This is a genomic window from Tenacibaculum sp. nBUS_03, from assembly GCF_051201695.1.
Taxonomy (GTDB): Bacteria; Bacteroidota; Bacteroidia; order Flavobacteriales; family Flavobacteriaceae; genus Polaribacter.
Genome location: NZ_CP179214.1, coordinates 1,857,075 through 1,878,714, shown reverse-complemented (window position 1 = coordinate 1,878,714; position 21,640 = coordinate 1,857,075). Strand labels below are relative to the sequence as shown.

The window sequence follows — 21,640 nt, the reverse complement described above, 5'->3', positions numbered from 1 at the left end:
TTATCTTTTATAACCGTTAGATTTTAAATTTGACGGACTTTGTCAAAATTACTGTTTGTTGTTCTAGTTCTTAACCCTTATTATTTCGTACCGTGTTTTGAGGCATTTTTTCAGATGCAACATATTCAATTCTTCTACTAAATGAATAAATTTGTAATCATCAGTCAACTTTTGCTTTCAAATTATATAATTTCTAATTGAGCTAAATAAAGAATAATATCCAATACAATTGGCTCTATTTAACTCAGAAACCGAGTTCGGATTACTCAAAACCTTATTAAATATAAATTTTAGTTTTTCGCTCGTTATTCTATTATTCAATGCAATTTTTTCTTCAATACTCAGTTTTTTCCCCTGTTTGTTTATAAATTTTATTAATCAAATTATAGTAAACAGGATACACAATTAAAAAATAAAATAGATGGAGAAAAAGTATTAGGGACTCCGTCAAAAGGGGTTGTTAGATCTATTAAAAGGAGTTTAAAAAATCTAGAAAAGGAGATCGAGGTTTTAGAAAAAGCATTGCTCTAAAATGTTAAAAAAGAATACCAAGAATCGTTAACTTTACTTACAAGTATTCCTGGAATAGGAAATAAAACAGCTTTAATATTACTGGTTTTTACCGATGGATTTCGGCGTTTTTAATGTGTAAAAGAGTTATGTCGTTATGCTGGACTGACTCCAATAATAAGACAAAGTGGAACTAGCGTTAAAGGAAAATCAAGAATTAGTAAAATGGGAAATTCAAAACTGAGAAATTTACTTTTTATGTGCAGTTTTAATACTTGTAAAGCACTTTATGATAGAATTGTAGCCAAAGGTAAGAGCAAAAAACTTGCTTTAATAGGAGCGTTTAAGAAACTATTAAAACAAGCATTTTCAATTGTTAAAAACGGTGTTCTCTTAAATAGAGACTATAAAAGTACTTTGGCTTTAAATTAAATCATTTTTATTTGGTTTTCACTTCAGTTCTTTGTTATAAACTGCCTTTTCTACGACCATAATCTAAAAGGTATTAAATTCCAGTAGAATAGGATAATTGTCCATTGGAAGATAAATAAAATTCCAATTGCATCTATTGTCAAAGTTTTGTTTCTCCATATTTTTATAACACTAATAATCATAGCCAAAGGCAAAAAACCAGTTACGATAGCTAATAAAACATTTGCGAAGGTTAAATCCCCTAAGTTTAGGAATGATTGATTTAAAAGAAAAGGAATAGGAATTAAAAGTCCTAAAACGGATAAGAATGGTAAAGTTGCTACCTGATTACTATTAAAAAGTTTCTTTTGAAAAAACAGATAACACCCTCGGATTAAAACAATAACCAAACCGCACAGTCCAAGAATAAGACTTAGCCACATTAGGTATAAATAGAGTGGGTTAATTTTTTCGTATGTTACAAGACCATCGCTCAAAGCTGGTATATTTTCGTTTTTGAACAAAACATGAGAGGGATTCACTCTATCTTCTTTTCTGAATAGATTACCCCCAACAGGTAACAGAGTATAAGTTTCATTTTGAATTGATTTAACAATCAACTTATTATTCTCTTGATTCAATTTTATTGAATTAAAAAGTAAATCTACGTAAGCAAACATTTCGAATCGAACGGGATTCATTTTATAATAGCCAATAAACTCATTGATATTTGAGGGTAAGTTGTTTTTTATCTTTAGATTTTCAGGTTTATCGATTCCTAAATGATTAATAAAAATCGAATTAAACTTTTGGTAATTTGCTGTTTCGCTATCGGTATTAAAACTTATAAAAAATCCTTTTTTTTGCTCAGGAAATAGATAAAATGTTGCTCTGTAGCCTATAGTATTTCCACCATGATACTTCCCTATAACACCATATCTGTCTCTGTAGATAAGTCCAAATTGATATCCTGAAGTCAAGCCATTTTTATTGGATTCTGTCGATATGGGATTTCCCATTTGATTTAAAAGTTCTTTATCAATAAAAGGGTTTCCATTAATATATCCATCCCCCATTAAGAATTTTGCGAGTAATGCCATATCCTTTGCAGTTGTTGTAAATTGCCCAGCAGGACGCAAAAACATTGGAATATTTTCTTTCGTTATCCCATCATCAAAATGCCCCATTGCCAGTTTTTTGTCAATATTCTCTCCTTTTTGAGTCGTAAATTGAAAAGTACTGTTGTTCATACCTAAAGGAACAAGAAGGTTTTTGTCCAAATAGGTTTCGTATGGCTCTTTAGTAATTTTTTCAATAATTAAACCTAAAAAGGAATATCCCATGTTTGAATATGAAAATCGAGTTCCAGGGGTGGTTCTCACTTTTAATACAGAGATATTTTTAGAAAAAATATATTCTAATGGGGTAGTAGAAGTAGGTTTAGTACTAAATACTTGCCAAAATCTGGCATCCTCAATTCCAGATGTATGATTTAATAAATCTCTTATAGTAACTGGATTATTTTCTCTCCAAGGGTTATTAAAAGGTATATTGGGTAAAATTTTGTAAACAGGAGAGTCAATGTCTAATTTTCCTTGGCTTGCTAAACGTAGAACCCCTGTTGCAATTAGGGTTTTAGTAATTGAGCCAATTAGTACTCTATCTTTCTTTTCTAATATTTCTTTTGTATCTGCATTCTTTAAGCCTATTGCCCCAGTTGTAACAATACCATCATTAATAGTTGACCATACAGCACCAGTCAAATTTTCGCTTTTAATTGCCTTTTTCAATTCTTCTTCCAGTGAAATTTTTTCTTGTACTGCTGAGAAAATAGATAAGAATAGGAATAGAATTATAAATATCGGTTTGATCATTATGTAGTAGTTTATTGAGATGACGAATTATTGTTCTTTTTGTTACCGTTCTGAGGTTGTTTGTAATCTTTGGTGTATGGTTTGTTGTGCTGTTTTAAGCACTAATTTTTCAAAAAATAACCAAGTAGAAAATTCGTGAGGATTTTCGTAGTTAGGTTTACCTAGCAATTAATTTTATACGATGTTACCTTTTCATTGTTTTTAATGTGTTATTTTGTTGAACGTTAGTCCTTTCCAGATAGCTTTTTCTACCTTACCATCGTTTACTCCAAATTGGACTACTGAACCATCCTCACCCATAACAACTCTAATAGCATTGGTTCTGTGTGGTGTTGCTATATCAGATTTAAGGTTTCCAATTGTAACTATCAATTTATTTTCTTCAACTTCTTTTACTAGTAGTGTACCAAATAAATCACTTGTATAGGTTCCAGCATATAAAGAAAAAGGTAGTTCAAGTTTCCAAGTTCTTTTTGCCATTTTATTCATATATTCAGTATCTGATTTTCTCTTTTTAGTATAGTTTTCGTGATACTGTTTTAGCTTATCTTTATAGTGAGTATCGAGGTTTTCTCGTTTAGAGAAATAATCAAATACATACGCACTAAGGAGCATATTAAGATCATAACTAATTTTTCCTTCATTTGCCATTATAACAACACCTACTCCAGTTTCTCGTACGAATGAGAATTGAGGATGCATACCCGTAAAACTGCCAAAATGGTGCACTAGTGTGTCTCCTAGCGGAGTTGTCGCGATGTTCCAACCGTAACCATAACCGAATCGTTTAAGGTCATACCACATTCTATCTTGCTTAGCATGTTTTAACTGGCTATCCTTAACCAAATTTGAGTCAATTACTTGTTCTCCATCGATTTTACCATTATTTAATGCAACGATCATATATCTAGACATATCTTCAGCAGTTGATAGTATCCCCCCAGCGGCATGCATTGTATTATCCTTTTTTTCTAAAAATAGACGGATTAATTTATTTTCATCATTATTCTGTGTATGTGGTTTTGCAATTTCCAAACCTTGCTCAATAGCCTTAGACATTCGGGTATTCGTATGCTTCATTTTTAAGGGGTACAATACTTCCTGCTGAACTAAAGATTTCCAATCAGCTCCCAATTCTTTTTCCATAATCATTCCTAAGATGATGTATCCTGTATTGGTATATTCAAATTTACCAAAAGGAGCGTTTTCGTTAACTACAGTGAATTTCTCCACTATAGTTTGTAATTTATTTTTGTCATACGAGCCTGAATAAGCTTTTAAATTCCTTAATGGGTTATTTTCTATTCCAGATGTATGTGTAATTAAGTGTTTAATTTTAATACTATCAGCTTTAAGGTTTGGAGCAAAATTAATTTCAGGTAATAATTCAGCTAATGATTTATCAAAATCAAGTTTACCTTTAGATTCAAGAATTAAAGCGGCCATTGCTGTAAATGATTTTGTAACTGAAGCAATATAAAAAAGAGTATTCTTACTAACTTTTACGTTTTTATCCACATCAGCCATTCCAAGATATTTCTCAAATATGACACGGTCGTCTTTTACGACCGATATAGCCATTCCGTACTTCGCTCCATATTCATTTGTAACTAATTCTATGAAATTAGTATATGCTTTATTGAATTCAGAATAGTTAGTTTTCTTTTTCTTTGTGCAAGAAAAGAATAAGATTGTAGATAAGAGTAATGTTATTGTTACTTTCATAGGTGTTGCTATCTGTTGTTGTGTTTTTTTAATTCCATCTCCAAACTATTTCATTTTTATAACCAAAATTAGGAATTTGGATTTTATGAGTTTTTTCTTTCTCATCTATTAATTTCCAATTTTCATATTCAATTAAATCTATGAATTTTGGATCCTTTTTCTCCATAAAGTCTTACCATTCTTCTTCATTGGTTTCCATTAGAACACTTGCTTTAATCGAGTATTCAACATATTCGCTTATTAAAGTGTTTTCTTGTTCAAGATTTTGATTCAACTTATACTTGCCAAATAGATTAGGAAAATCATAATCTAATTGATCGATAATCCCAATTTCAAATTCTTTATGGTACAATCTATATTTCATTTAATTTTAGCTAACTTGTTATATAAAGAATAAAGTTTTATAAACGATTGGCAATTTTATACATAGTCAGTCAATAAGGTTACTTTACGGGTATCCCTTAGGACTTTTTTTATAAGTATTTAACTTATTTAATAAAATGTAGATATAACAATTAAATATTCATACAATTTTTTGCTTTCAAATTTATGAAATATTAAGTGAATTCTTCAAAAAAATAGCTTTAAGTAAGTGATTTACCTATTTAGTAAAATTCCACACCCCATAGTACAGATTTTAAGGTCAAATTTGTATTGTTCTCACGTTTTGTTCTGAGGTTAATTAATTGTTTTTCAGTTTTTTTTATTGTGTTTTTGTTTTAATAGAACAAAGAGAACAGTTTTTTCTAAAATAACATTACTAATGTGTTAAAACTTAATTTTAGTGTTTTAATGTTGTTGTTAAATGTTAGAATATCTTTTGTTGTGTATTTATTTACTTGATGTTTGAATTAAATTAAGTGAATTACATTCTTTAGCACTAAAAGGAATTTAATTTGTTTTAATTCAGAAGGAATAAAATTTACGAAGAGTATGTTTTTTGATTGTAAGTTTAGGACCTTTTTTTTAAGTTGATAATTATTAATTGCAAAAAAGATTAATATTTATGCCAGATGTTTGGCATAAATATTTTAAAGAATCTTCTGTATCACTTGTGTTTAATGTGTTTGTCCGTAGTCGGGATGAGAGGATTCGAACCTCCAATCTTGGCTCCCCAGACCAGCACTTTAACCGGACTAAGCTACATCCCGAATATTGTTTGCATAGAAATGCAAAACTAAAAAAAATTCTAGGAAAAAACCTAGAATTTTTATCAAGAATAAATATCATATTTAAGGGGTTTTATAATTAATTACAGCGCCCTTAATTTTATAACGTGCTTTTTTAAGAAAAAGTATTAAGCCGTTAATGGTTTTCCTTTTAATCTTTTATCTATACGTTGCTTAACAACAGTTAAACGTTTCATTAAGTCCATTAAGTTACTATCTTTAGTTTCTTTATAAACTTCATTAATTTCTAAAATTAATGCTTTAGCTTCTCTTGAAGCTAATATTCTATCACTAGTAGTAACAAATTTGAATTTTCTTGTTTCAAACTCTTCTCCTTTACTAATTAACTCTGAATTCATATTAAGTGCTTCTTTCGTTTTAAATTAAAATAATCTTTACAATTTAGGTTTGGTGTTGACTTTAAACTGAAAAAGATATAACTATTATAGTCTATTTAAGACATCTCATAATTTTTTTATAACAATAATTGTAATAAAAAACTGGGGGTCAAATATAGCGTTATCTACGGTTTTATATGTTAAAAAACAATCAAAATATATTATTTTTTTATAAGTTTTTCTTATTTAGGGAATAAACATGTTTTTTACACATATAATACAATAAAAGTAGGCTTCAAACCAAATATAACAAATCTTGTTAATTTTTCAAAAAAGATTCAGATGTTTTTTTACAGGATTGACAAGATTTTATGTTTTATATTGTTTTTTTATGTGAAAAATGTATTTAACCTGTCTTATATAAGTAAATTGCGTAAAGAATTAACGAAACTGTTTAGTACTTTTTCTCTTATGATGTAGATAAGTTTTAAAAAAAAAGGTCTTGATATCTATTTAATAGCTGTTATTGTTTTATTTGATGTAAGAGAAAAAGAGTATTACTTTGTTTAAATGAGCTAGAGAAATAAATATTTAATAGTAATTGTTATTTTTCTATTTAAATTTACTTTTTATAAGAGTAAATTTAAAGGGTAAATGATATAATAACCATAGGTTATGTTCATGTTATTTCAGTTTGGTTTGAATTAATGAAAAAAAGACAAAGTAAGCCATTGTTACATAATTTAACTCTAGTATCTTCACCAATAATTGAACTTATTAAAGATAAACTGATGAAACATTTTTTTGTATTAATTGCTTTGATAACAATCGTATCATGTAATTCTCAAGGCAAAAGAAAAGAGCTTGGGAAAACTGATTTTCAAAAGTCATTAAATTCTAAATTTAAAGATGCTACTACGTCTCCGCTAACAAAAAAAGGGCTGAGGAATTTTACGGGTTTAGATTTTTACCCAGTAAATGATATTTATAAGGTAAAGGCAAAGATAGAAAAGACTCCAGATGCCCCTACATTTAATTTTCCAACAACAACAGACAGGGTGGCTGTATATGAAAAGTATGGCGTAATTACTTTTACAATTGAAAATAAAGAACTAAAGTTGGCTATCTATAAAGATAAATATCCGACAAAAAAATATAAAAATCATTTGTTTTTGCCTTTTTTAGATAAAACAAATGGTACGTCTTCGTATGGAGGAGGTAGGTTTATTGATGTGTTAACTACTGATGAGCAAAAAGATGGTACTATAGAGATAGATTTTAATAAAGCATATAACCCATATTGTGCTTATAGTGATAGGTATTCTTGCCCGATAACTCCTAGAGATAATTATTTAGACATTGAAATAAAAGCTGGAGTAAAAGCTTATAAAAAGTAAAGAAGTTTAGTTTAAAACTTCTTTACTTAAAATACATTAGGTTTTTAATAAGATTATTTAGAAGGAGGTGTTAATCCTTCTTCTAAGTCTTGTAGTATGGCTTTTTCTATATTTTCTAAACAAGTTTTTCTTACTTTTAACTTAGTTTCCGCATGTGCTTTGGGATTTAATTTTGTAAACATTTCTGCAACTTTGATAGCAGTTGGTAGTAGATGTTCTTGAGGAACAATTTTGTCTAAAAATCCAGCAGAAATAGCGTCTTTAGGGCTATAGATTTCAGAATTATTCACACTACGATTAAGAGAAACAGGAGTTAAGCGAGCTTTTGCAATTTCAATTCCTGCATTATGCATTGTCATTCCAATCATAACTTCATTTAATCCTATTTTAAAATCACCATCAGTACCTAAGCGATAGTCAGCGGATAGTAATAAAAAAGCTCCTTTAGCAATAGCATGACCATTACAAGCTACTATAATTGGCATAGGAAAAGAAAGCATTCTGAGTGATAATTTTGATCCTTTGGTAACAAGCTCTAATGCTGATTCAGGAGAAGCCGTCATAGATTTTAAATCGAACCCTCCTGAGAAAATACCTGGTTTTCCTGTTAGTATAACAACTTTTTTATTACTTTCGGCTTTGTCTAAACACAGGTTTAGATTATCAATAACTTCATGAGAAATAGCATTTACTTTACCATTGTTTAAGGTAATAATTGCATAATGTTCTTCTTCTTTATACTCTGTTAAATTAGTCATTATTATAAAAATTTAGTTAAAAAGATACCGCCAAAAACGGCAAGAAATCCAATAATAAAACTGGCTATTGTGTATATAGCAAAAGTTGTAAAATCTCCAGCTTTTAAAAATACATGATTTTCGTATGCAAAGGAAGAAAACGTAGTAAACCCTCCACAAAAACCAGTGGCTAGTAAAAGAGTGTGGTTTTGGGTTAAGGCTTCGTTTTTCGCGGCAAAACCTAAAATAAGTCCAATTAATAAACTACCTAAAATATTAGCTACAAAAGTACCGTAAGGGATACCAGTTTGAGAATTGTTTAAAAGCTTACCTACTAAGTACCTCAAAACACTTCCAGCTCCTCCACCTATAAAAATTAATAGCAGTTGTTTCATTATGTGCGAATATAATAAAACCTCACAAAATTTGTGAGGTTTTAAATATCTATAACTAGTTCTTTTAATTCAAATGCTACAATTCTACATCATTAGCATCTGTCCAATTCCATTTTCCATCAATAATACCTTTCTTAACAGTTACTATCCCAGGATTTGCTCTAACGACAGTTTTTATAGCTTTTTCATCACAGCTACCAAAAATGTACGGTAAATTATATTCTTGTTTAAAAGCATTTAAAGCGTCGTAATTTTCTTCATAAATAACGTCGGCCATCATCATATCTGATGTTAGAACATAAATTTCATATCCGTTACTCTTAGCTTTAGCTGCAATTTTAGAAATTTCATGGATTCCTTCTTTATTAACTTTTTCTATAGTAGTCATAAGAATAAGCATTGCTTTATCTTTAGAAAGCATTTCTTCTAATTTATCACCATCGGCCGTACTAATTTCAAAATCATGGATAGGTGGAGCTTCATCGCTTCCTTCTTGATATTGCATTCCTTGCTCAATATTTGTTCCTATAGCATATGCTCTAAAGTCTACAATAGGAAGGTGATTTAAAACATAATAAGCAATAACTAATGATAATAAAGCAGAACCATAAGTAGTAACTGAAGCTGTTTTATCTGAAATAAAGGGTTTTATATGTTTTATACCTAAAATTAAAATTACAATAAACACCATAAAAATGACATTTTTATAAAAAGTTTCTTTAGGGGTTAACTTTATGGCATCACCAAAACAACCACAGTCAGTTACTTTATTGTAGGTGTAAGAGTACCAAGTTAAAAACAAGAAAATTAAATTTAAACCAAACAAGCTCCAAATAGTAAATTTAGGTTTAAAACCAACCAAAAGCATAACTCCCAAAACTAATTCAGAAACAATTAAAAGAATAGCAAAAGGTAAAGCAACAGGAATTAAAAATTCTAAATTTAAAACTCCTTCACTAAAATATTCTTCAAATTTATATTGAGATCCAATAGGGTCAACTAATTTTACAAATCCAGAGTAAATAAATAAAAGACCTACTAATATTCTTGAAATTTGAGTTAGTAATTTTAATATCATAATTAAGGGTGTTTTTTAATATTGTTAATTGTCTAATTCTGAGTGGTGTATTAGAGCAAAAATAGCATAATTTATCATATCTTGATAATTTGCATCAATTCCTTCAGAAACTAATGTTTTTCCTTTGTTATCTTCAATCTGCTTAACTCTAAGTAACTTTTGCAAAATCAAATCTGTTAATGATGAAATACGCATTTCTCTCCATGCTTCTCCATAATCATGATTTTTGTTTTCCATTAACTCTTTTGTCATGCTTGAATGTTTGTTGTATAATTCAGTAGCTTTTTCAGTTGATAAATCAGGTTGTTCAACAATACCTAACTCTAATTGAATTAAAGCCATAATAGAGTAATTGATGATTCCTATAAATTCAGACTTTTCTCCTTCATCAACTTTACGAACAGTATTTTCTTGTAATTGACGAATACGTTGTGCTTTAATAAAAATTTGATCTGTAAGAGAAGGTAGTCTTAAAATTCTCCAAGCACTGCCATAATCAGACATCTTTTTTACAAATAAACTTCTACATTCATCAATGACTAAGTCGTACTGTTTTGAGGTATTTTGCATTTTTTGTTTTCTGAAATAATTAAGGTAAAAATAATAAAACCATTAGGTTTTCTTTTATTTTTACCTAATAATTTATTTTTAGTGTATGAAGTTAAATAACATTGTTGTTTTTTGTGGCTCTAGCTTGGGTTTCAATGAAGTTTATAAAAATGTTGCTGTGGATTTAGGTAGTTATTTTGCAAAAAATAATATCACATTAGTTTATGGAGGTGGTAAGATAGGAATGATGGGGGCTATAGCAAGTGAAGTTATTACAAAAAATGGAGAGGTTATTGGGGTGATTCCTGATTTACTAAAGAAAGAAGAAGTAGTTCACCCTAATATTTCAAAGATTATTGTTACTAAAACAATGAGTGAACGTAAAGTAAAAATGAGTAGAATGATTGATGGGTATATAACATTGCCTGGTGGTTTTGGTACTTTAGATGAGCTTTTTGAAGCTTTAACACTACAGCAGTTACATATTGAACAAAAACCTGTAGGAGTATTGAATGTGAATGGTTTTTTTGATGCTACGATTCAACAGTTAGATGTTATGGTTAAAGAAGGATTTTTGAAGCCTCAAAATAGAGCATTGTTATTGGAGGATGAGACTATAGAGGGATTAATGGAGAAAATGAAAAATTATACTGCTCCTGAAAAAACACATGTAATTAATAAAGTAGTAAACTAAATGACTATTAACTGTAAAGGAAATTTAATAGACTTATCCTCACCAAAAGTTATGGGGATCTTAAATATCACTCCTGATTCATTTTTTGATGGCGGAAAATATAACTCAAAGAAAGAGATAGTAAATCAAGTAGAGAAAATGTTGAAAGAAGGTGCTACGTTTATTGATGTTGGTGCTTATTCATCTAGGCCAGGGGCAAAGGATATTTCAGAAGAAGAAGAGTTGCATCGAATTGTACCAGTAATAGAGTTGTTAACTAAAGAATTTCCTGAAATTTTTATTTCAGTTGATACTTTTAGAAGTAAGGTAGCTGAAGAAACTATTTTAGCTGGAGGTGCAATTGTTAATGATATTTCTGGAGGTGTTATGGATGCTAATATGTTTACAACAATAGCAAAATTGCAAGTGCCATATATAATAATGCACATGCAAGGCACTCCACAAAATATGCAAACTAATCCGCAGTATCAAGATATAGTAAAAGAAGTGATTTCTTTTTTTGCAGCTCAACTTTTTAAGCTAAAAGAAAAAAAAGTGAATGATGTTATTATTGATGTTGGTTTTGGTTTTGGAAAAACAATAGCTCATAATTTTGAATTATTAAAAAAATTAGAGCTCTTTAAAAGCTTGGATGCACCTATTTTAACAGGGGTTTCTAGAAAATCTATGTTGTATAAAACATTAAACTGTTCTGCTAAAGAAGCATTAAATGCTACTACTGTAGCAAATACAATTGCTTTAATAAATGGTACAAATATACTGCGTGTACATGACGTTAAAGAAGCTGTAGAAGCGGTCACTATTTTTAATCAATTGTAAACTAATTAACTGTTATGAAAAGAAGAAAATTTATAAAAAAAACTATATACAGTACTCTTGGTTTAGGTTTGTTAACAGGGCTGTATACATGGCAAATAGAACCTTTTTGGTTAGAGTTTGTAAAGAAAAAAATGCCTATTAAAAATCTACCTTCCAATTTAGAGGGTAAAACGTTAATGCAAATAAGTGATATACATATTGGAAATAGGTTTAGTTACCAGTATATCATTGATAGTTTTAAAAAAGCGCAAGATTACAATCCTGATTTTGTAATATATACAGGAGATTATGTTAGCTATGAAAATGAAGAACAATTTATACAGTTAAAAACAGTTTTACAGCACGTTGTAAAAGGAAACATAGGAACAGTTGGGGTTTTAGGAAATCATGATTATGGTTACAATTGGTCAGAACAAAACGTAGCTAATAAAATAACAAGTATACTTGAACAATTTGGAGTTACTATTTTAAGTAATACTAATAAAGAAATAGCGGGTTTGAATTTTATAGGATTTGATGATTATTGGGGACTCAATTTTAATCCTGAAAAAGCCATGAGTTCTTTTGATAAGAATAAAGCAAATATAGCGCTTTGTCATAACCCTGATGTATGTGATATTGACATCTGGCGTGATTTCAATAGTTGGATACTTTCAGGGCACACCCATGGAGGGCAATGTAAAGCACCTTTTTTACCACCCCCTATGCTTCCTGTTAAAAATAAAAAGTATTCTTCAGGTGAGATTGATTTACAAGATGGTAGAACTTTGTATATAAATAGAGCGGTAGGTCATCTATGGCAAGTCCGATTTAATGTAAGGCCAGAGATAACTATTTTTGAGTTAACAAGTGCTTAAAAGGGTTATTTAAAAATTAGTACATTTACATAAACTCTACTAAAAATATAGATTTGGATTTTATTGATTTTTCTTTTTTAGATATATTAGATATTATTTTAGTAGCAGCTCTTTTATATTATATATATAAGCTGCTAAGGGGTACGGTAGCCATAAATATTGTAATAGGTATTGCTTTTATTTTTATAATATGGAAAATAACTCAAGCATTAAATATGGAAATGTTGAGTGGTATTTTAGGGTACTTATTATCTGGAGGAGTTATTGCTTTAATTATTGTTTTTCAGCAAGAAATACGAAAGTTTTTATTAATGATAGGAACTACTAACTTTTCAACAAAAAGAGGGTTTTTAACGCAACTAAAATTTTTACAAACTGAGATTAATTTTGAGGTTGACACCGAGGTCATTTTAAATGCCTGTGTAAATTTATCAAAAACTAAAACAGGAGCCTTAATTGTAATTGAGAGAACTAATAATTTAGATTTTTTAGTAAGTACAGGCGATAAAATGAATGCTTTAGTAAATGAAGCAATTCTTGAAAGTATTTTTTATAAAAATAGCCCATTACATGATGGGGCTACTATAATTAGAGATAATTATGTGGTAGCAACTCGTGTAGTTTTACCAATTTCTGATAATTCTCAAATCCCCTCTCGGTTTGGTTTACGCCATAGGGCAGGAATTGGTGTTACTGAGAAAACGGATGCTATATGTTTGTTAGTTTCTGAAGAAACAGGAGAGATTTCTTACATTAAAGATGGAGGTTTCGAATTGTATACTAATTTAGAGGAATTATCAAAGAAACTTCAAAAAGATGTGATGGAATAAAAAAAAGATTCTTCGAAACGAAGAACCTTTTTTATCACTAAATATAGTTAAATATGATTATTTAGCTGGAGCCATTTTTGATTGAATAGCACTCATTACGCTATTAAATTTCTTAACACCATCAGCATCTAAAGTTTTTACTAATTCAGCACCTTTAGTAGCTAAATCAACACCTTTAGTAGCTAATTTAGAACTCTTAAGTACATCACCTTTAGCAGCAATATAATCTTTTGCATAACTAGCATAATCTTTTAAATGTTGCTCTACCTTTTCGTTACCAAAACTAGGAATAGAAACACCCTCAAGAGCAGACTGTGCAGCTTCAGCAGCTTTCTCAACAGTTCCTTCAGCTTTCTCAGCAGTTTCTTCAGCTTTTTCAACTACTTTAGTAGCAGCTTCTTTTGTAGCTTCAGTAACTTTTTCAGTTGCCTCAACAGTTGCTTCTTTTGCTTCTTCTTTTGCTTTTTTACATGAAGTTGCCAATAATGAAGCAACAACAAACGCAGATAAAATTACTTTTTTCATCGTTTAATGATTTTTAGTTTTTAAGATTGAGTAACAAATGTAACATTTTGATTTTTGTAATCAAACTTATTGAACGTTTTCATTACTAAATTGTTTGTCATAAAGGTTTCTGTAAAATCCATTCTCTTTCTGTAAAAGTTTTTTATGACTTCCTTGCTCTACAATTAAGCCTTTATCCATAACAATTATCGTGTCAGCTTTTTGGATAGTTGCTAATCGATGCGCAATAACTATTGAGGTTCTATTTTTTGTAATTAAATCAGTTGCACGTTGAATCATTTGTTCAGAGTGAGAATCTACTGATGAGGTGGCTTCATCTAATATTAAGATGCTAGGGTTGCTTACATAAGCTCTTAAAAAAGCGATTAGTTGACGCTGTCCAGATGATAGCATGGCCCCCCTTTCCTTTACATTGTAGTTGTAACCATTTGGAAGACTCATAATGAAATCATGAATACCAATTCGCTTGGCTGCAGCTGCTACTTCTTCACTAGAAATTGTGTCATCATTTAATGTAATATTATTATGAATTGTATCTGAAAATAAAAAAACATCTTGTAAAACAACGGCTACTTTTTTTCTTAATGAACTAACAATGTATTCTTCAACAGGAATGGCATCTACATAAATTTTTCCGCTATCAATTTCATAAAATCTATTTATTAAATTAATAATAGTTGATTTTCCAGCACCAGTAGCCCCTACAATTGCTACAGTTTCCCCTTTTTTAACTTCAAAGCTAATTCCTTTTAGTACTTCTTCCCCTTTAATATAACTAAAATGTACATCGTTAAAAGTTATATTTCCTTCTAAATTAGTAGCTTCAATAGTTCCTTTTTTGTCAATAGAACTTTCAGTATCTATAACAGCAAAAACTCTTTCACCTGAAACGATTCCCATTTGTAATTGGTTAAATTTATCAGCAATTTGCCGTAAAGGGCGAAATAACATTTGCGCCATCTTTATAAATCCAATAATAGCACCAACAGTTACTGTACTGTTTTCAACAACTTGAAAACCTCCATACCATACAATTAACCCTATAGCTATAGACGAAAAAATCTCAGCAATTGGAAAGAATATTGAATAATACCACACTGTTTTTATGTGAGCTTTTTTGTGTTTATCATTAATACCAACAAAATTTTTATATTCTATTTTTTCACGATTAAAAAGTTGAACAATTTTCATGCCTGTCACTCTTTCTTGAACAAAACCATTTAAGTTTGCTACTTGGTTTCTAACATCTTGAAAGGTAGCTTTTATTGCAATTTGGAAAAGTTTTGTGGCATAAATTAAAATAGGGAGTACTGCAAGAGCAATAAGTGCTAGTTTCCAGTTAATGAATAACATAACAATGATAACCACAAGCATTTTTAAAATATCACTTACAATCATAAAAACACCTTGAGTAAAAAAATTGGCTATTGTTTCAATGTCTGAAACCACTCTAGTTACTAGTCTACCTACCGAAGTAGTATCAAAATAACTCATTTTGAAGCCCATTATTTTTTTAAAAACAGTAGACCTCATGTCTCTAATAATATGTTGACCAACCCAGTTAGCGTAGTATATAAATAAAAACTGCAAAGCAACTTGTATTAGTAAAACAACTAACATAATTAATGTATAGTTAAGTAATTGACTAAGGTTTTTTGTTGTTGTAAAATCATTTACAGCATGCATTAAAACATACGGGCTTGCTGCAGAAGCAATAGCTAATAGTATGGTAGAAATTACAGCTGTACCAAATTTTGTACGGTATTTTTTTGCAAAACTCATTAGTCTTACAAAAATTTTTAGATCAAATGCTTTTCCTGATTCTGTACTCACTATATATAATTATATGCTACGTTTGTTAAAAATAATCCTTTTGCGGGTACTGAAAGACCTGCGTTACTTCTGTTTTTACTTTCAATGATTTTTTTTAAATCATTAATAGATATTTTTCCCATGCCAACATCTAATAAAGTACCCACAATTGCACGTACCATATTTCTTAAAAACCTATTGGCAGTGATATGAAAGGTTAATTGATTTTTATCAAGTATCCATTCAGCATTAGTTATTTCACAAATAAAAGTATGAACATCTGTTTTTACTTTTGAAAAACATTCAAAATCTTCATATTCAAGTAGCATTTTTGCTGCTTCATTCATAATTTCAACATTAATATTTTTGTATTTATGATGAAGTTGCCAAGTAGTATCTAACAAAAAAGGATTTCTACCTAGCCAAATTTTATACTCATAACTTCTACTAACAGCATCAAATCTGGCATGAGCATCTTTTGCAACTACTAGGGTGTTGTGTATCACAATATCTTTAGGTAAAACAACATTTAATTTATAGGTAAAATTGGCGTCAATGGTTTTAGGAGTATCAAAATGAGCAAACATTTGCGAAGCATGCACCCCAGCATCTGTTCTACCTGCACCTACAACAACAATATTGCTTTGTAAAATTTTATTTATGGCGTTATTAATTTCTTCTTGTACACTAATAGCATCTGGTTGAATTTGCCAGCCATGGTAGTTTTTTCCATTGTATGAAAGTTCAATAAAATACCTCAAAAAAATAATGTTTTAAATAGCTAAATTATGGAATTTTAATTGCACCATTTATAAAAAGCAACAGTAAATTTATATAGAAATATTAATATTTTTTATCAAACATCAAAATATATGTCTTTGTGTTGCTAATATAGATTTTTTTTACTATCTTTAGAATATCAAGACAATAAGTCCCCCCGTAAGTCTGCCCCTTAAGATATTGAACCCGCAATATATATAATATATTGCGGGTTTGCTTTTTTAATAATAAATTGCGCTATTATGAAAAAAGTTTTATTGTTATCAGATACTCATAGTTTTATTGATGATCAAATACTAAAATTTGTAAAGCAAGCAGATGAAGTTTGGCATGCTGGTGATATAGGTAATTTAGAGGTTACTGACACTTTACAAAAGTACAAAACTTTAAGAGCTGTTTATGGAAATATTGATGATAAAGATGCAAGAGCTGAGTTTCCGTTAGATGCTAAATTTAGTGTTGAAGGGGTATCAGTTTGGATAACACATATTGGTGGATATCCCAATAAATATAACCAGAGAGTCAGAGAGGCTTTAAAAAATAATCCTCCAAAATTATTTATTTGTGGGCATTCTCATATTTTAAAAGTACAGTTTGATAAAAAATTAAATTTATTACACTTAAATCCAGGAGCTGCTGGTAAACATGGATTTCATCAAGTACGAACCATGTTACGTTTTGAGTTAGAAAAAGGAGAAATAAAGAATTTAGAAATTATTGAGCTTGCTAAACGCTAATTACACTTCTCATTTTTACAGGAACTGTTATCGTTGCTTTTGCACCTTTTTGTTTGGAAGATTCTATAATAAAATTTCCATTCATCATATGAATTCTTGCTTCTATTTGGTTTAGCCCTAATCCAGATTTTATTTTATTGTCTTTATAATTAAAACCAACACCATCATCTTCAATTAAAACGGAAAGAAAACCATTTTTATCTTCTAAAACAATGTGAGCATTTTTGGCTTTACTATGTTTTATAATATTATTGATTAGTTCATGAATAACATTGTATAATTTTATTTCAAACTCTTGATTATACCTAGTAATATTGTTAATGTTTACAAGAAAACGGAGTTCACAATTTGAATATTTATTACCAATATCTTTTATAGCGTAGCCTAAACCAAATTTTAAAAGAACAGAAGAAACCAAATTATGAGAAAGATCTCTAACTTTTTGTGATGCTTCTAAAATAATTTGTTGTGTTTTTTCTAATTCAACAGGAGTATTTCCGTTAAATTGTTTTTTTGTAGCATGTAAATGCATGTTTGCAGAAGAAAGTAAAGCGCTAACACTATCATGTAACGTCTCAGCAATTTGTTTTCGCTCGGTTTCTTTACCATCTAGGGTAGCATTTAATATTTTAACTTGTGATTCTGATTTAATTCTATTAATTTTTTCCTTTTCTATTAATTTGTTTTGATTTATTTTTAATTGAAGATTATTTTGGCGAAGCTTATAATTATAGATTACCACACCAGAAATAATTAAACCAAGAAGACTTAAAATACTTACTAACAACGTTGATTTGTCTTGCTGAGCTTTTAATAATTCAGTTTGACTTTTAACTAAATCTACTTTTTGTTGTTCTAGAGTTTCTTTATGACTAGCAGTAACTTCTTCTATTAAACTTCTGATTTCTTTTTCTTTTTCTTTGTCTTCAATATTATAAGAAAGCTCTTGATAATCATAGGCTTTATAATCTTTCAGATTTCTTAAAACCCAAGCCAAATTAAAGTAAAGGTTAGCTTTGAATCTCATAGCATTGGGGTCGTTGTTGTTATCTATAATTTCGATTCCATCTAGGTATGTTTTTTTTGCTTTTTTAAGTTGATTCGTAGATAAATAAATACTACCAAGGTTGTTTATTGATCTAGCTAGGTTAATTTTATCATTCCTTTTTTTATTCAAATTAATTGCTTTGTATGCGTATTCTGTTGCTTTATCAAATAATGAGTCTATCTGATATATACTTGAAAGACTTAGATAGGATAGAGCTTTATATTTCTCTACTTTTTTATTTGAAGAATTTAATTCTTCTAGTTTATTGAAGTACAAGATTGAGCTATCTCTAAGTTTTCTTGTATAAAGTGTATCTATGTCTTCTTTATTGTAATATTGTTTTAAGTATAGGCTTCCAATACGAAGATATATTTTACCATATAATTCATGTTTATTTAAATTTGAAAGGTAATTTCTTTCAGAAATAATTTGATTTGACGATTTTAGGAGGTTTAAAATCGATTCATAATGCTTTAGTGCTTCATCATATTTATGAGTTTTGTCAAAAATATCAGCAATCAGAATGGAAGTAAGGTATTTTATATTTTCTTTAGAAATTTTTGTATGTTCATTTAGTTTAAGAGCCTTTTTAAGAGATTCAGGATATTTTTGTTTCCTAAAAAGAATTAAAGCTTCTTTATAAAGTTTGTTTAATTCTAAAGAATCTTTTTTCTCTTCAACATTTTGTTGGGGTTTTGAAGAGATGTTACCCAATGAATAAAAAATGTTCAGTCTAAAAGCAAAACTGTTTGAAAATGTAAAAAAAAGAAATATAATAAAAAGTGTGTTTTTTCTGATAAACATTAATTGAGTATGTATTTTATGTAAAGCAATTTACTTATTAAAAATTTAATTAAATTTTTAATAAGTAAATTGTGAACGTATAAGTGGTAATGGATTATTTTAATATTCGACTAAACCAATTTCTAATTTAGGTTTTCTATCTATCATCGTAGTTAAATTTTCCTGAGATCTAGGAAAAGACTTATGATTAACAAAGTTAACTTTTAATATATTGTTATTTGGTGTTTGTAAAACTCTAGAAAACTTTTTATTTTTAGCCAAGCCGTTAGATAAATGGACTTCATAAATATCTTCTTTTTCATTGTAAACAAATTTAGTTTGTACATTATTATTTACTTCAAAATCTAAAGTAAAAGATTCGTCTTCGTTTTTTGTAACACTGTAATTGTTTAAAAACTCAGTAACTCCTTTTTTAGCAAAGGTAATGTTTTCATCTTCAACAGTAATTTGAATTTTTTTACCATTACTTTCTTCTAAAAAACCAATTTTTAAAAAGTCGTTCTCAAGGTTAAAATTGTTACTGTGTTTTTTTGCTGTTTCTTGTTTGGCTTCTGATAATATTATTTTGTTCGATTTATCAGGGTTTTTAAAGGTGTTAACTTCGGTGTTTTCTTTTACATCAAAGTCAATAGAGTATCTACCGTTGGCATCTCTTTTTAAGGTGTATGATTTTAATTTTGTTTCGTTTTTTTGTAGTAATTCAACGTCATTTTCATTTGATGAACATGATGCGAAAATAAGACTAAGAGCTAAGAAAAGTGGAGTAATTTTATTCATGCTTACATTTTTTAGGATTGATGATTTGTAAAAAAATTATTTAAGAGTTTATTTAAGAGTTTTTTTTAATAAAAAGGCGACGTACTTAGTATAGATTAATGGAGATACGGGGGACGTTTCTCAAAAATTAGGGGATAAAGAAAACAAAATGAAGGGGTTTTCTAAACTATGTTATATGATAACACGTACATCGCCAGATATGTTTTGGGTTGTTGTAGTTTTTAGCGACGTAATTAATTAGGAATTAATAGATTTTGGGGGAGTTTTTCTTTGGGGGCAAAGAAAAAAATAGAATGAAAGGATTATACTATATTGTTCCTAACTGCATACATCGCTAAACCTACTACATTTTTCACTTTTAGTTTTTTATATAGGCTTCTGCGATACGTTTCAACAGTTTTTACACTTATTCTTAACTTATCGGCTATTTCAGATGAACTTTTTTCTTTGGCAATCAATGTTAATACTTCTAACTCTCGTTCAGTTAGGCTTTTGTGAGATTCCTCTCGTTTAATTTTATTTTTTGATCCTGTAACATATAAATTGAACAGTTTACTTTTAATGTCTTCATTAAAATACTGTAGTCCTTTATTTACAGCTCTAATAGCATCTACAATATGTTCGCTAGCAGAACTTTTTTCCAAAAAACCATTAGCTCCCAATACTATCATTTCTTGTACCAGTTTTGGGTCACTTAAGCTAGATAAAATAATTGTTTTAATTTTTGTATCACGTTGTTGAAACGTTTTTAAAACATCTATTCCATCCATCTCTGGCATATTAATATCTAAAATTAATATATCAGCGGTGTTTTGTTTAGACCAGTTTATAACTTCTCTTCCTGTTAATGAAAAGCCTTCAACTTCAATGTCATCTTCAATATTTATTAGCGCTATCACTCCTTCTATAAGGATTTTGTGATCATCGGCTATATGAACTTTAATCTTGTAACTCATTTGTTGTTTACGTTTACAAATTTATGTGAGAACTAGAGTTCTCACAATACTCAATATCCCTAAATGGTGTTTCAGGGTTTTTACTTACGGTGTAAGGGTTTACCCTTAGTTGCACTTTAACACTTTGGGGTTAATTTGTTGTATTTTAGTTGTTTGCATGTTTTTTATGTTTGTTTTTTCTATGCAAGTTTAACTAAAAATATGATTCAAAAAGCATTAAAAATTATAAATTTTACTTTTTTTTATGAAACGTATATTTTGATAACTAAACAGCATAAAAGGTGACATACTTGGAGAAAAAAGAAAATAAAAAACCGAGAATGAATTCTCGGTTTTATCGCACTAAAATATACTAAGATGTTAGGCTTATCGTAATCGATCAACAGATTTTACAAGATCTTCATCCTTTTTAATGGCTTTGTTAGCTAAAACTACTAGCAAAATAACAATAACAGGTAAGAACATCCCAATACCTTTCTTAGAAACAGCAGCTTCTCCAGGTAATATTAGTGATAAATAAATCAATAATCCTAATAAAAAAAGATTTGTCAACATATTTAGTCTACCCAAAACAAATTGTAATTGTCTATTCTTAAATAGGAATATAGTGACAATTGATAGTAGGGCAGAGGTAAAAAACAATACAGGAATTATTTTTTGAGAAATAGATTCGCTTGCAAATAAATCTAATATATATATAGGTGTATTTTCATTAGTTTGGGTCCATAAACTAACTAAAAAAGTTAAGCCGCCAGAAACAGCACCTGCTATTAAAAGATATATAGATTGTATTCTTTGTATCATTTTTCCAAATTGGA

Annotated in this window: 22 protein-coding genes, 1 tRNA gene and 1 pseudogene; 7 read left to right on the top strand and 17 right to left on the bottom strand. The window is 29.1% G+C overall.

Annotated elements, in window-relative coordinates; genetic code table 11:
- Nucleotides 1–384: 384 nt before the first annotated feature.
- A pseudogene (locus tag ACMFBB_RS08840) lies at nt 385–942 on the top strand (transposase); the annotation flags it as partial.
- A gap of 50 nt (nt 943–992) precedes the next feature.
- On the opposite strand, the gene ACMFBB_RS08835 reads toward ACMFBB_RS08840, so the two are convergent.
- The 6 genes from ACMFBB_RS08835 to ACMFBB_RS08810 form a co-directional block, all read right to left on the bottom strand.
- The gene (locus tag ACMFBB_RS08835; protein WP_435264040.1) at nt 993–2,795 is read right to left on the bottom strand and encodes a serine hydrolase domain-containing protein; all 1,803 of its coding nucleotides are present in this window, start codon (nt 2,793–2,795) and stop codon (nt 993–995) included.
- A 201-nt stretch (nt 2,796–2,996) separates the two neighbouring features.
- Nucleotides 2,997–4,520 (bottom strand): serine hydrolase domain-containing protein, encoded by a 1,524-nt coding sequence (locus tag ACMFBB_RS08830; RefSeq protein ID WP_435264039.1) that lies wholly within the window; start codon nt 4,518–4,520, stop codon nt 2,997–2,999.
- A gap of 28 nt (nt 4,521–4,548) precedes the next feature.
- Nucleotides 4,549–4,686 carry a hypothetical protein gene (locus ACMFBB_RS08825; RefSeq protein WP_435264038.1) on the bottom strand — a complete coding sequence of 46 codons (138 nt, stop codon included), beginning with the start codon at nt 4,684–4,686 and terminating at the stop codon, nt 4,549–4,551.
- 6 nt (nt 4,687–4,692) lie between these two features.
- Nucleotides 4,693–4,884, bottom strand: a complete 192-nt coding sequence (locus ACMFBB_RS08820) for a hypothetical protein (RefSeq protein ID WP_435264037.1) — start codon at nt 4,882–4,884, stop codon at nt 4,693–4,695.
- Between the two features lie 713 nt (nt 4,885–5,597).
- Nucleotides 5,598–5,671 (bottom strand) — tRNA-Pro (locus ACMFBB_RS08815).
- A gap of 146 nt (nt 5,672–5,817) precedes the next feature.
- Complete coding sequence (locus ACMFBB_RS08810; protein ID WP_093869135.1) at nt 5,818–6,048, bottom strand: hypothetical protein; 231 nt, start codon at nt 6,046–6,048, stop codon at nt 5,818–5,820.
- Nucleotides 6,049–6,734: 686 nt separating this feature from the next.
- Here ACMFBB_RS08810 and ACMFBB_RS08805 point away from each other — a divergent pair.
- Nucleotides 6,735–7,424, top strand: coding sequence for a DUF1684 domain-containing protein (locus tag ACMFBB_RS08805; protein WP_435264036.1), 690 nt, complete (start codon nt 6,735–6,737; stop codon nt 7,422–7,424).
- Nucleotides 7,425–7,477: 53 nt separating this feature from the next.
- Here the strand turns inward: ACMFBB_RS08805 and ACMFBB_RS08800 are convergent, their stop codons facing one another.
- The 4 genes from ACMFBB_RS08800 to ACMFBB_RS08785 form a co-directional block, all read right to left on the bottom strand.
- Nucleotides 7,478–8,182, bottom strand: a complete 705-nt coding sequence (locus ACMFBB_RS08800; RefSeq protein ID WP_435264035.1) for a crotonase/enoyl-CoA hydratase family protein — start codon at nt 8,180–8,182, stop codon at nt 7,478–7,480.
- Between the two features lie 2 nt (nt 8,183–8,184).
- Nucleotides 8,185–8,556 carry a fluoride efflux transporter CrcB gene (crcB, locus tag ACMFBB_RS08795; protein WP_435264034.1) on the bottom strand — a complete coding sequence of 124 codons (372 nt, stop codon included), beginning with the start codon at nt 8,554–8,556 and terminating at the stop codon, nt 8,185–8,187.
- Nucleotides 8,557–8,632: 76 nt separating this feature from the next.
- The gene (locus ACMFBB_RS08790; RefSeq protein WP_435264033.1) at nt 8,633–9,634 is read right to left on the bottom strand and encodes a DoxX family protein; all 1,002 of its coding nucleotides are present in this window, start codon (nt 9,632–9,634) and stop codon (nt 8,633–8,635) included.
- A gap of 24 nt (nt 9,635–9,658) precedes the next feature.
- Nucleotides 9,659–10,204 (bottom strand): DUF1599 domain-containing protein, encoded by a 546-nt coding sequence (locus ACMFBB_RS08785; protein WP_435264032.1) that lies wholly within the window; start codon nt 10,202–10,204, stop codon nt 9,659–9,661.
- Between the two features lie 85 nt (nt 10,205–10,289).
- Between ACMFBB_RS08785 and ACMFBB_RS08780 the strand changes: the two genes are divergently transcribed.
- From ACMFBB_RS08780 to cdaA, 4 genes are read left to right on the top strand one after another with little or no spacing between them, the layout of a single operon-like run.
- Nucleotides 10,290–10,877 carry a TIGR00730 family Rossman fold protein gene (locus ACMFBB_RS08780; protein WP_435264031.1) on the top strand — a complete coding sequence of 196 codons (588 nt, stop codon included), beginning with the start codon at nt 10,290–10,292 and terminating at the stop codon, nt 10,875–10,877.
- Nucleotides 10,878–11,696, top strand: a complete 819-nt coding sequence (folP, locus tag ACMFBB_RS08775; protein ID WP_435264030.1) for a dihydropteroate synthase — start codon at nt 10,878–10,880, stop codon at nt 11,694–11,696.
- 14 nt (nt 11,697–11,710) lie between these two features.
- Nucleotides 11,711–12,553 carry a metallophosphoesterase gene (locus tag ACMFBB_RS08770; RefSeq protein ID WP_435264029.1) on the top strand — a complete coding sequence of 281 codons (843 nt, stop codon included), beginning with the start codon at nt 11,711–11,713 and terminating at the stop codon, nt 12,551–12,553.
- A 47-nt stretch (nt 12,554–12,600) separates the two neighbouring features.
- A complete protein-coding gene (cdaA, locus tag ACMFBB_RS08765) occupies nt 12,601–13,383 on the top strand; it encodes a diadenylate cyclase CdaA (protein WP_435264285.1) in 783 nt (260 codons plus the stop codon).
- Nucleotides 13,384–13,440: 57 nt separating this feature from the next.
- Here cdaA and ACMFBB_RS08760 read toward each other — a convergent pair whose 3' ends face one another.
- The 3 genes from ACMFBB_RS08760 to truA form a co-directional block, all read right to left on the bottom strand.
- Nucleotides 13,441–13,908 carry a hypothetical protein gene (locus ACMFBB_RS08760; protein ID WP_435264028.1) on the bottom strand — a complete coding sequence of 156 codons (468 nt, stop codon included), beginning with the start codon at nt 13,906–13,908 and terminating at the stop codon, nt 13,441–13,443.
- Nucleotides 13,909–13,974: 66 nt separating this feature from the next.
- Entirely contained in the window at nt 13,975–15,741 is a 1,767-nt protein-coding gene (locus ACMFBB_RS08755) for an ABC transporter ATP-binding protein (protein WP_435264027.1), read from the bottom strand.
- The gene (gene truA, locus ACMFBB_RS08750) at nt 15,741–16,481 is read right to left on the bottom strand and encodes a tRNA pseudouridine(38-40) synthase TruA (RefSeq protein ID WP_435264026.1); all 741 of its coding nucleotides are present in this window, start codon (nt 16,479–16,481) and stop codon (nt 15,741–15,743) included. The genes ACMFBB_RS08755 and truA overlap by 1 nt, the downstream gene beginning before the upstream one ends.
- Before the next feature lie 261 nt (nt 16,482–16,742).
- On the opposite strand from truA, the gene ACMFBB_RS08745 reads away from it, so the two are divergent.
- On the top strand, nt 16,743–17,237 hold the full coding sequence (locus ACMFBB_RS08745; protein ID WP_435264025.1) for a metallophosphoesterase family protein: 495 nt from the start codon (nt 16,743–16,745) through the stop codon (nt 17,235–17,237).
- On the opposite strand, the gene ACMFBB_RS08740 is transcribed toward ACMFBB_RS08745, so the two are convergent.
- From ACMFBB_RS08740 to ACMFBB_RS08725, 4 genes are all read right to left on the bottom strand, one after another.
- Nucleotides 17,227–18,999: a tetratricopeptide repeat-containing sensor histidine kinase gene (locus tag ACMFBB_RS08740; RefSeq protein ID WP_435264024.1), complete on the bottom strand. Its 1,773-nt coding sequence runs from the start codon at nt 18,997–18,999 to the stop codon at nt 17,227–17,229. The two genes, ACMFBB_RS08745 and ACMFBB_RS08740, sit on opposite strands and share 11 nt — an antisense overlap.
- A gap of 189 nt (nt 19,000–19,188) precedes the next feature.
- Nucleotides 19,189–19,866, bottom strand: coding sequence for a hypothetical protein (locus ACMFBB_RS08735; protein WP_435264023.1), 678 nt, complete (start codon nt 19,864–19,866; stop codon nt 19,189–19,191).
- 302 nt (nt 19,867–20,168) lie between these two features.
- Nucleotides 20,169–20,822 (bottom strand): response regulator, encoded by a 654-nt coding sequence (locus ACMFBB_RS08730; RefSeq protein WP_435264022.1) that lies wholly within the window; start codon nt 20,820–20,822, stop codon nt 20,169–20,171.
- Nucleotides 20,823–21,188: 366 nt separating this feature from the next.
- Nucleotides 21,189–21,626 (bottom strand): DUF4293 domain-containing protein, encoded by a 438-nt coding sequence (locus tag ACMFBB_RS08725; protein WP_435264021.1) that lies wholly within the window; start codon nt 21,624–21,626, stop codon nt 21,189–21,191.
- Between the last annotated feature and the right edge of the window lie 14 nt (nt 21,627–21,640).

Bases quoted from the DNA above. Each gene is read 5' to 3' on its own strand.
- ACMFBB_RS08785 (WP_435264032.1), bottom strand. From the start codon at position 10,204: ATGCAAAATACCTCAAAACAGTACGACTTAGTCATTGATGAATGTAGA.
- ACMFBB_RS08800 (WP_435264035.1), bottom strand. From the start codon at position 8,182: ATGACTAATTTAACAGAGTATAAAGAAGAAGAACATTATGCAATTATT.
- ACMFBB_RS08770 (WP_435264029.1), top strand. From the start codon at position 11,711: ATGAAAAGAAGAAAATTTATAAAAAAAACTATATACAGTACTCTTGGT.
- ACMFBB_RS08810 (WP_093869135.1), bottom strand. From the start codon at position 6,048: ATGAATTCAGAGTTAATTAGTAAAGGAGAAGAGTTTGAAACAAGAAAA.
- ACMFBB_RS08820 (WP_435264037.1), bottom strand. From the start codon at position 4,884: ATGAAATATAGATTGTACCATAAAGAATTTGAAATTGGGATTATCGAT.
- ACMFBB_RS08825 (WP_435264038.1), bottom strand. From the start codon at position 4,686: ATGGAGAAAAAGGATCCAAAATTCATAGATTTAATTGAATATGAAAAT.
- ACMFBB_RS08830 (WP_435264039.1), bottom strand. From the start codon at position 4,520: ATGAAAGTAACAATAACATTACTCTTATCTACAATCTTATTCTTTTCT.
- folP (WP_435264030.1), top strand. From the start codon at position 10,878: ATGACTATTAACTGTAAAGGAAATTTAATAGACTTATCCTCACCAAAA.
- ACMFBB_RS08790 (WP_435264033.1), bottom strand. From the start codon at position 9,634: ATGATATTAAAATTACTAACTCAAATTTCAAGAATATTAGTAGGTCTT.
- ACMFBB_RS08805 (WP_435264036.1), top strand. From the start codon at position 6,735: ATGAAAAAAAGACAAAGTAAGCCATTGTTACATAATTTAACTCTAGTA.
- ACMFBB_RS08735 (WP_435264023.1), bottom strand. From the start codon at position 19,866: ATGAATAAAATTACTCCACTTTTCTTAGCTCTTAGTCTTATTTTCGCA.
- ACMFBB_RS08780 (WP_435264031.1), top strand. From the start codon at position 10,290: ATGAAGTTAAATAACATTGTTGTTTTTTGTGGCTCTAGCTTGGGTTTC.
- ACMFBB_RS08760 (WP_435264028.1), bottom strand. From the start codon at position 13,908: ATGAAAAAAGTAATTTTATCTGCGTTTGTTGTTGCTTCATTATTGGCA.
- crcB (WP_435264034.1), bottom strand. From the start codon at position 8,556: ATGAAACAACTGCTATTAATTTTTATAGGTGGAGGAGCTGGAAGTGTT.
- ACMFBB_RS08725 (WP_435264021.1), bottom strand. From the start codon at position 21,626: ATGATACAAAGAATACAATCTATATATCTTTTAATAGCAGGTGCTGTT.
- ACMFBB_RS08745 (WP_435264025.1), top strand. From the start codon at position 16,743: ATGAAAAAAGTTTTATTGTTATCAGATACTCATAGTTTTATTGATGAT.
- ACMFBB_RS08730 (WP_435264022.1), bottom strand. From the start codon at position 20,822: ATGAGTTACAAGATTAAAGTTCATATAGCCGATGATCACAAAATCCTT.
- ACMFBB_RS08835 (WP_435264040.1), bottom strand. From the start codon at position 2,795: ATGATCAAACCGATATTTATAATTCTATTCCTATTCTTATCTATTTTC.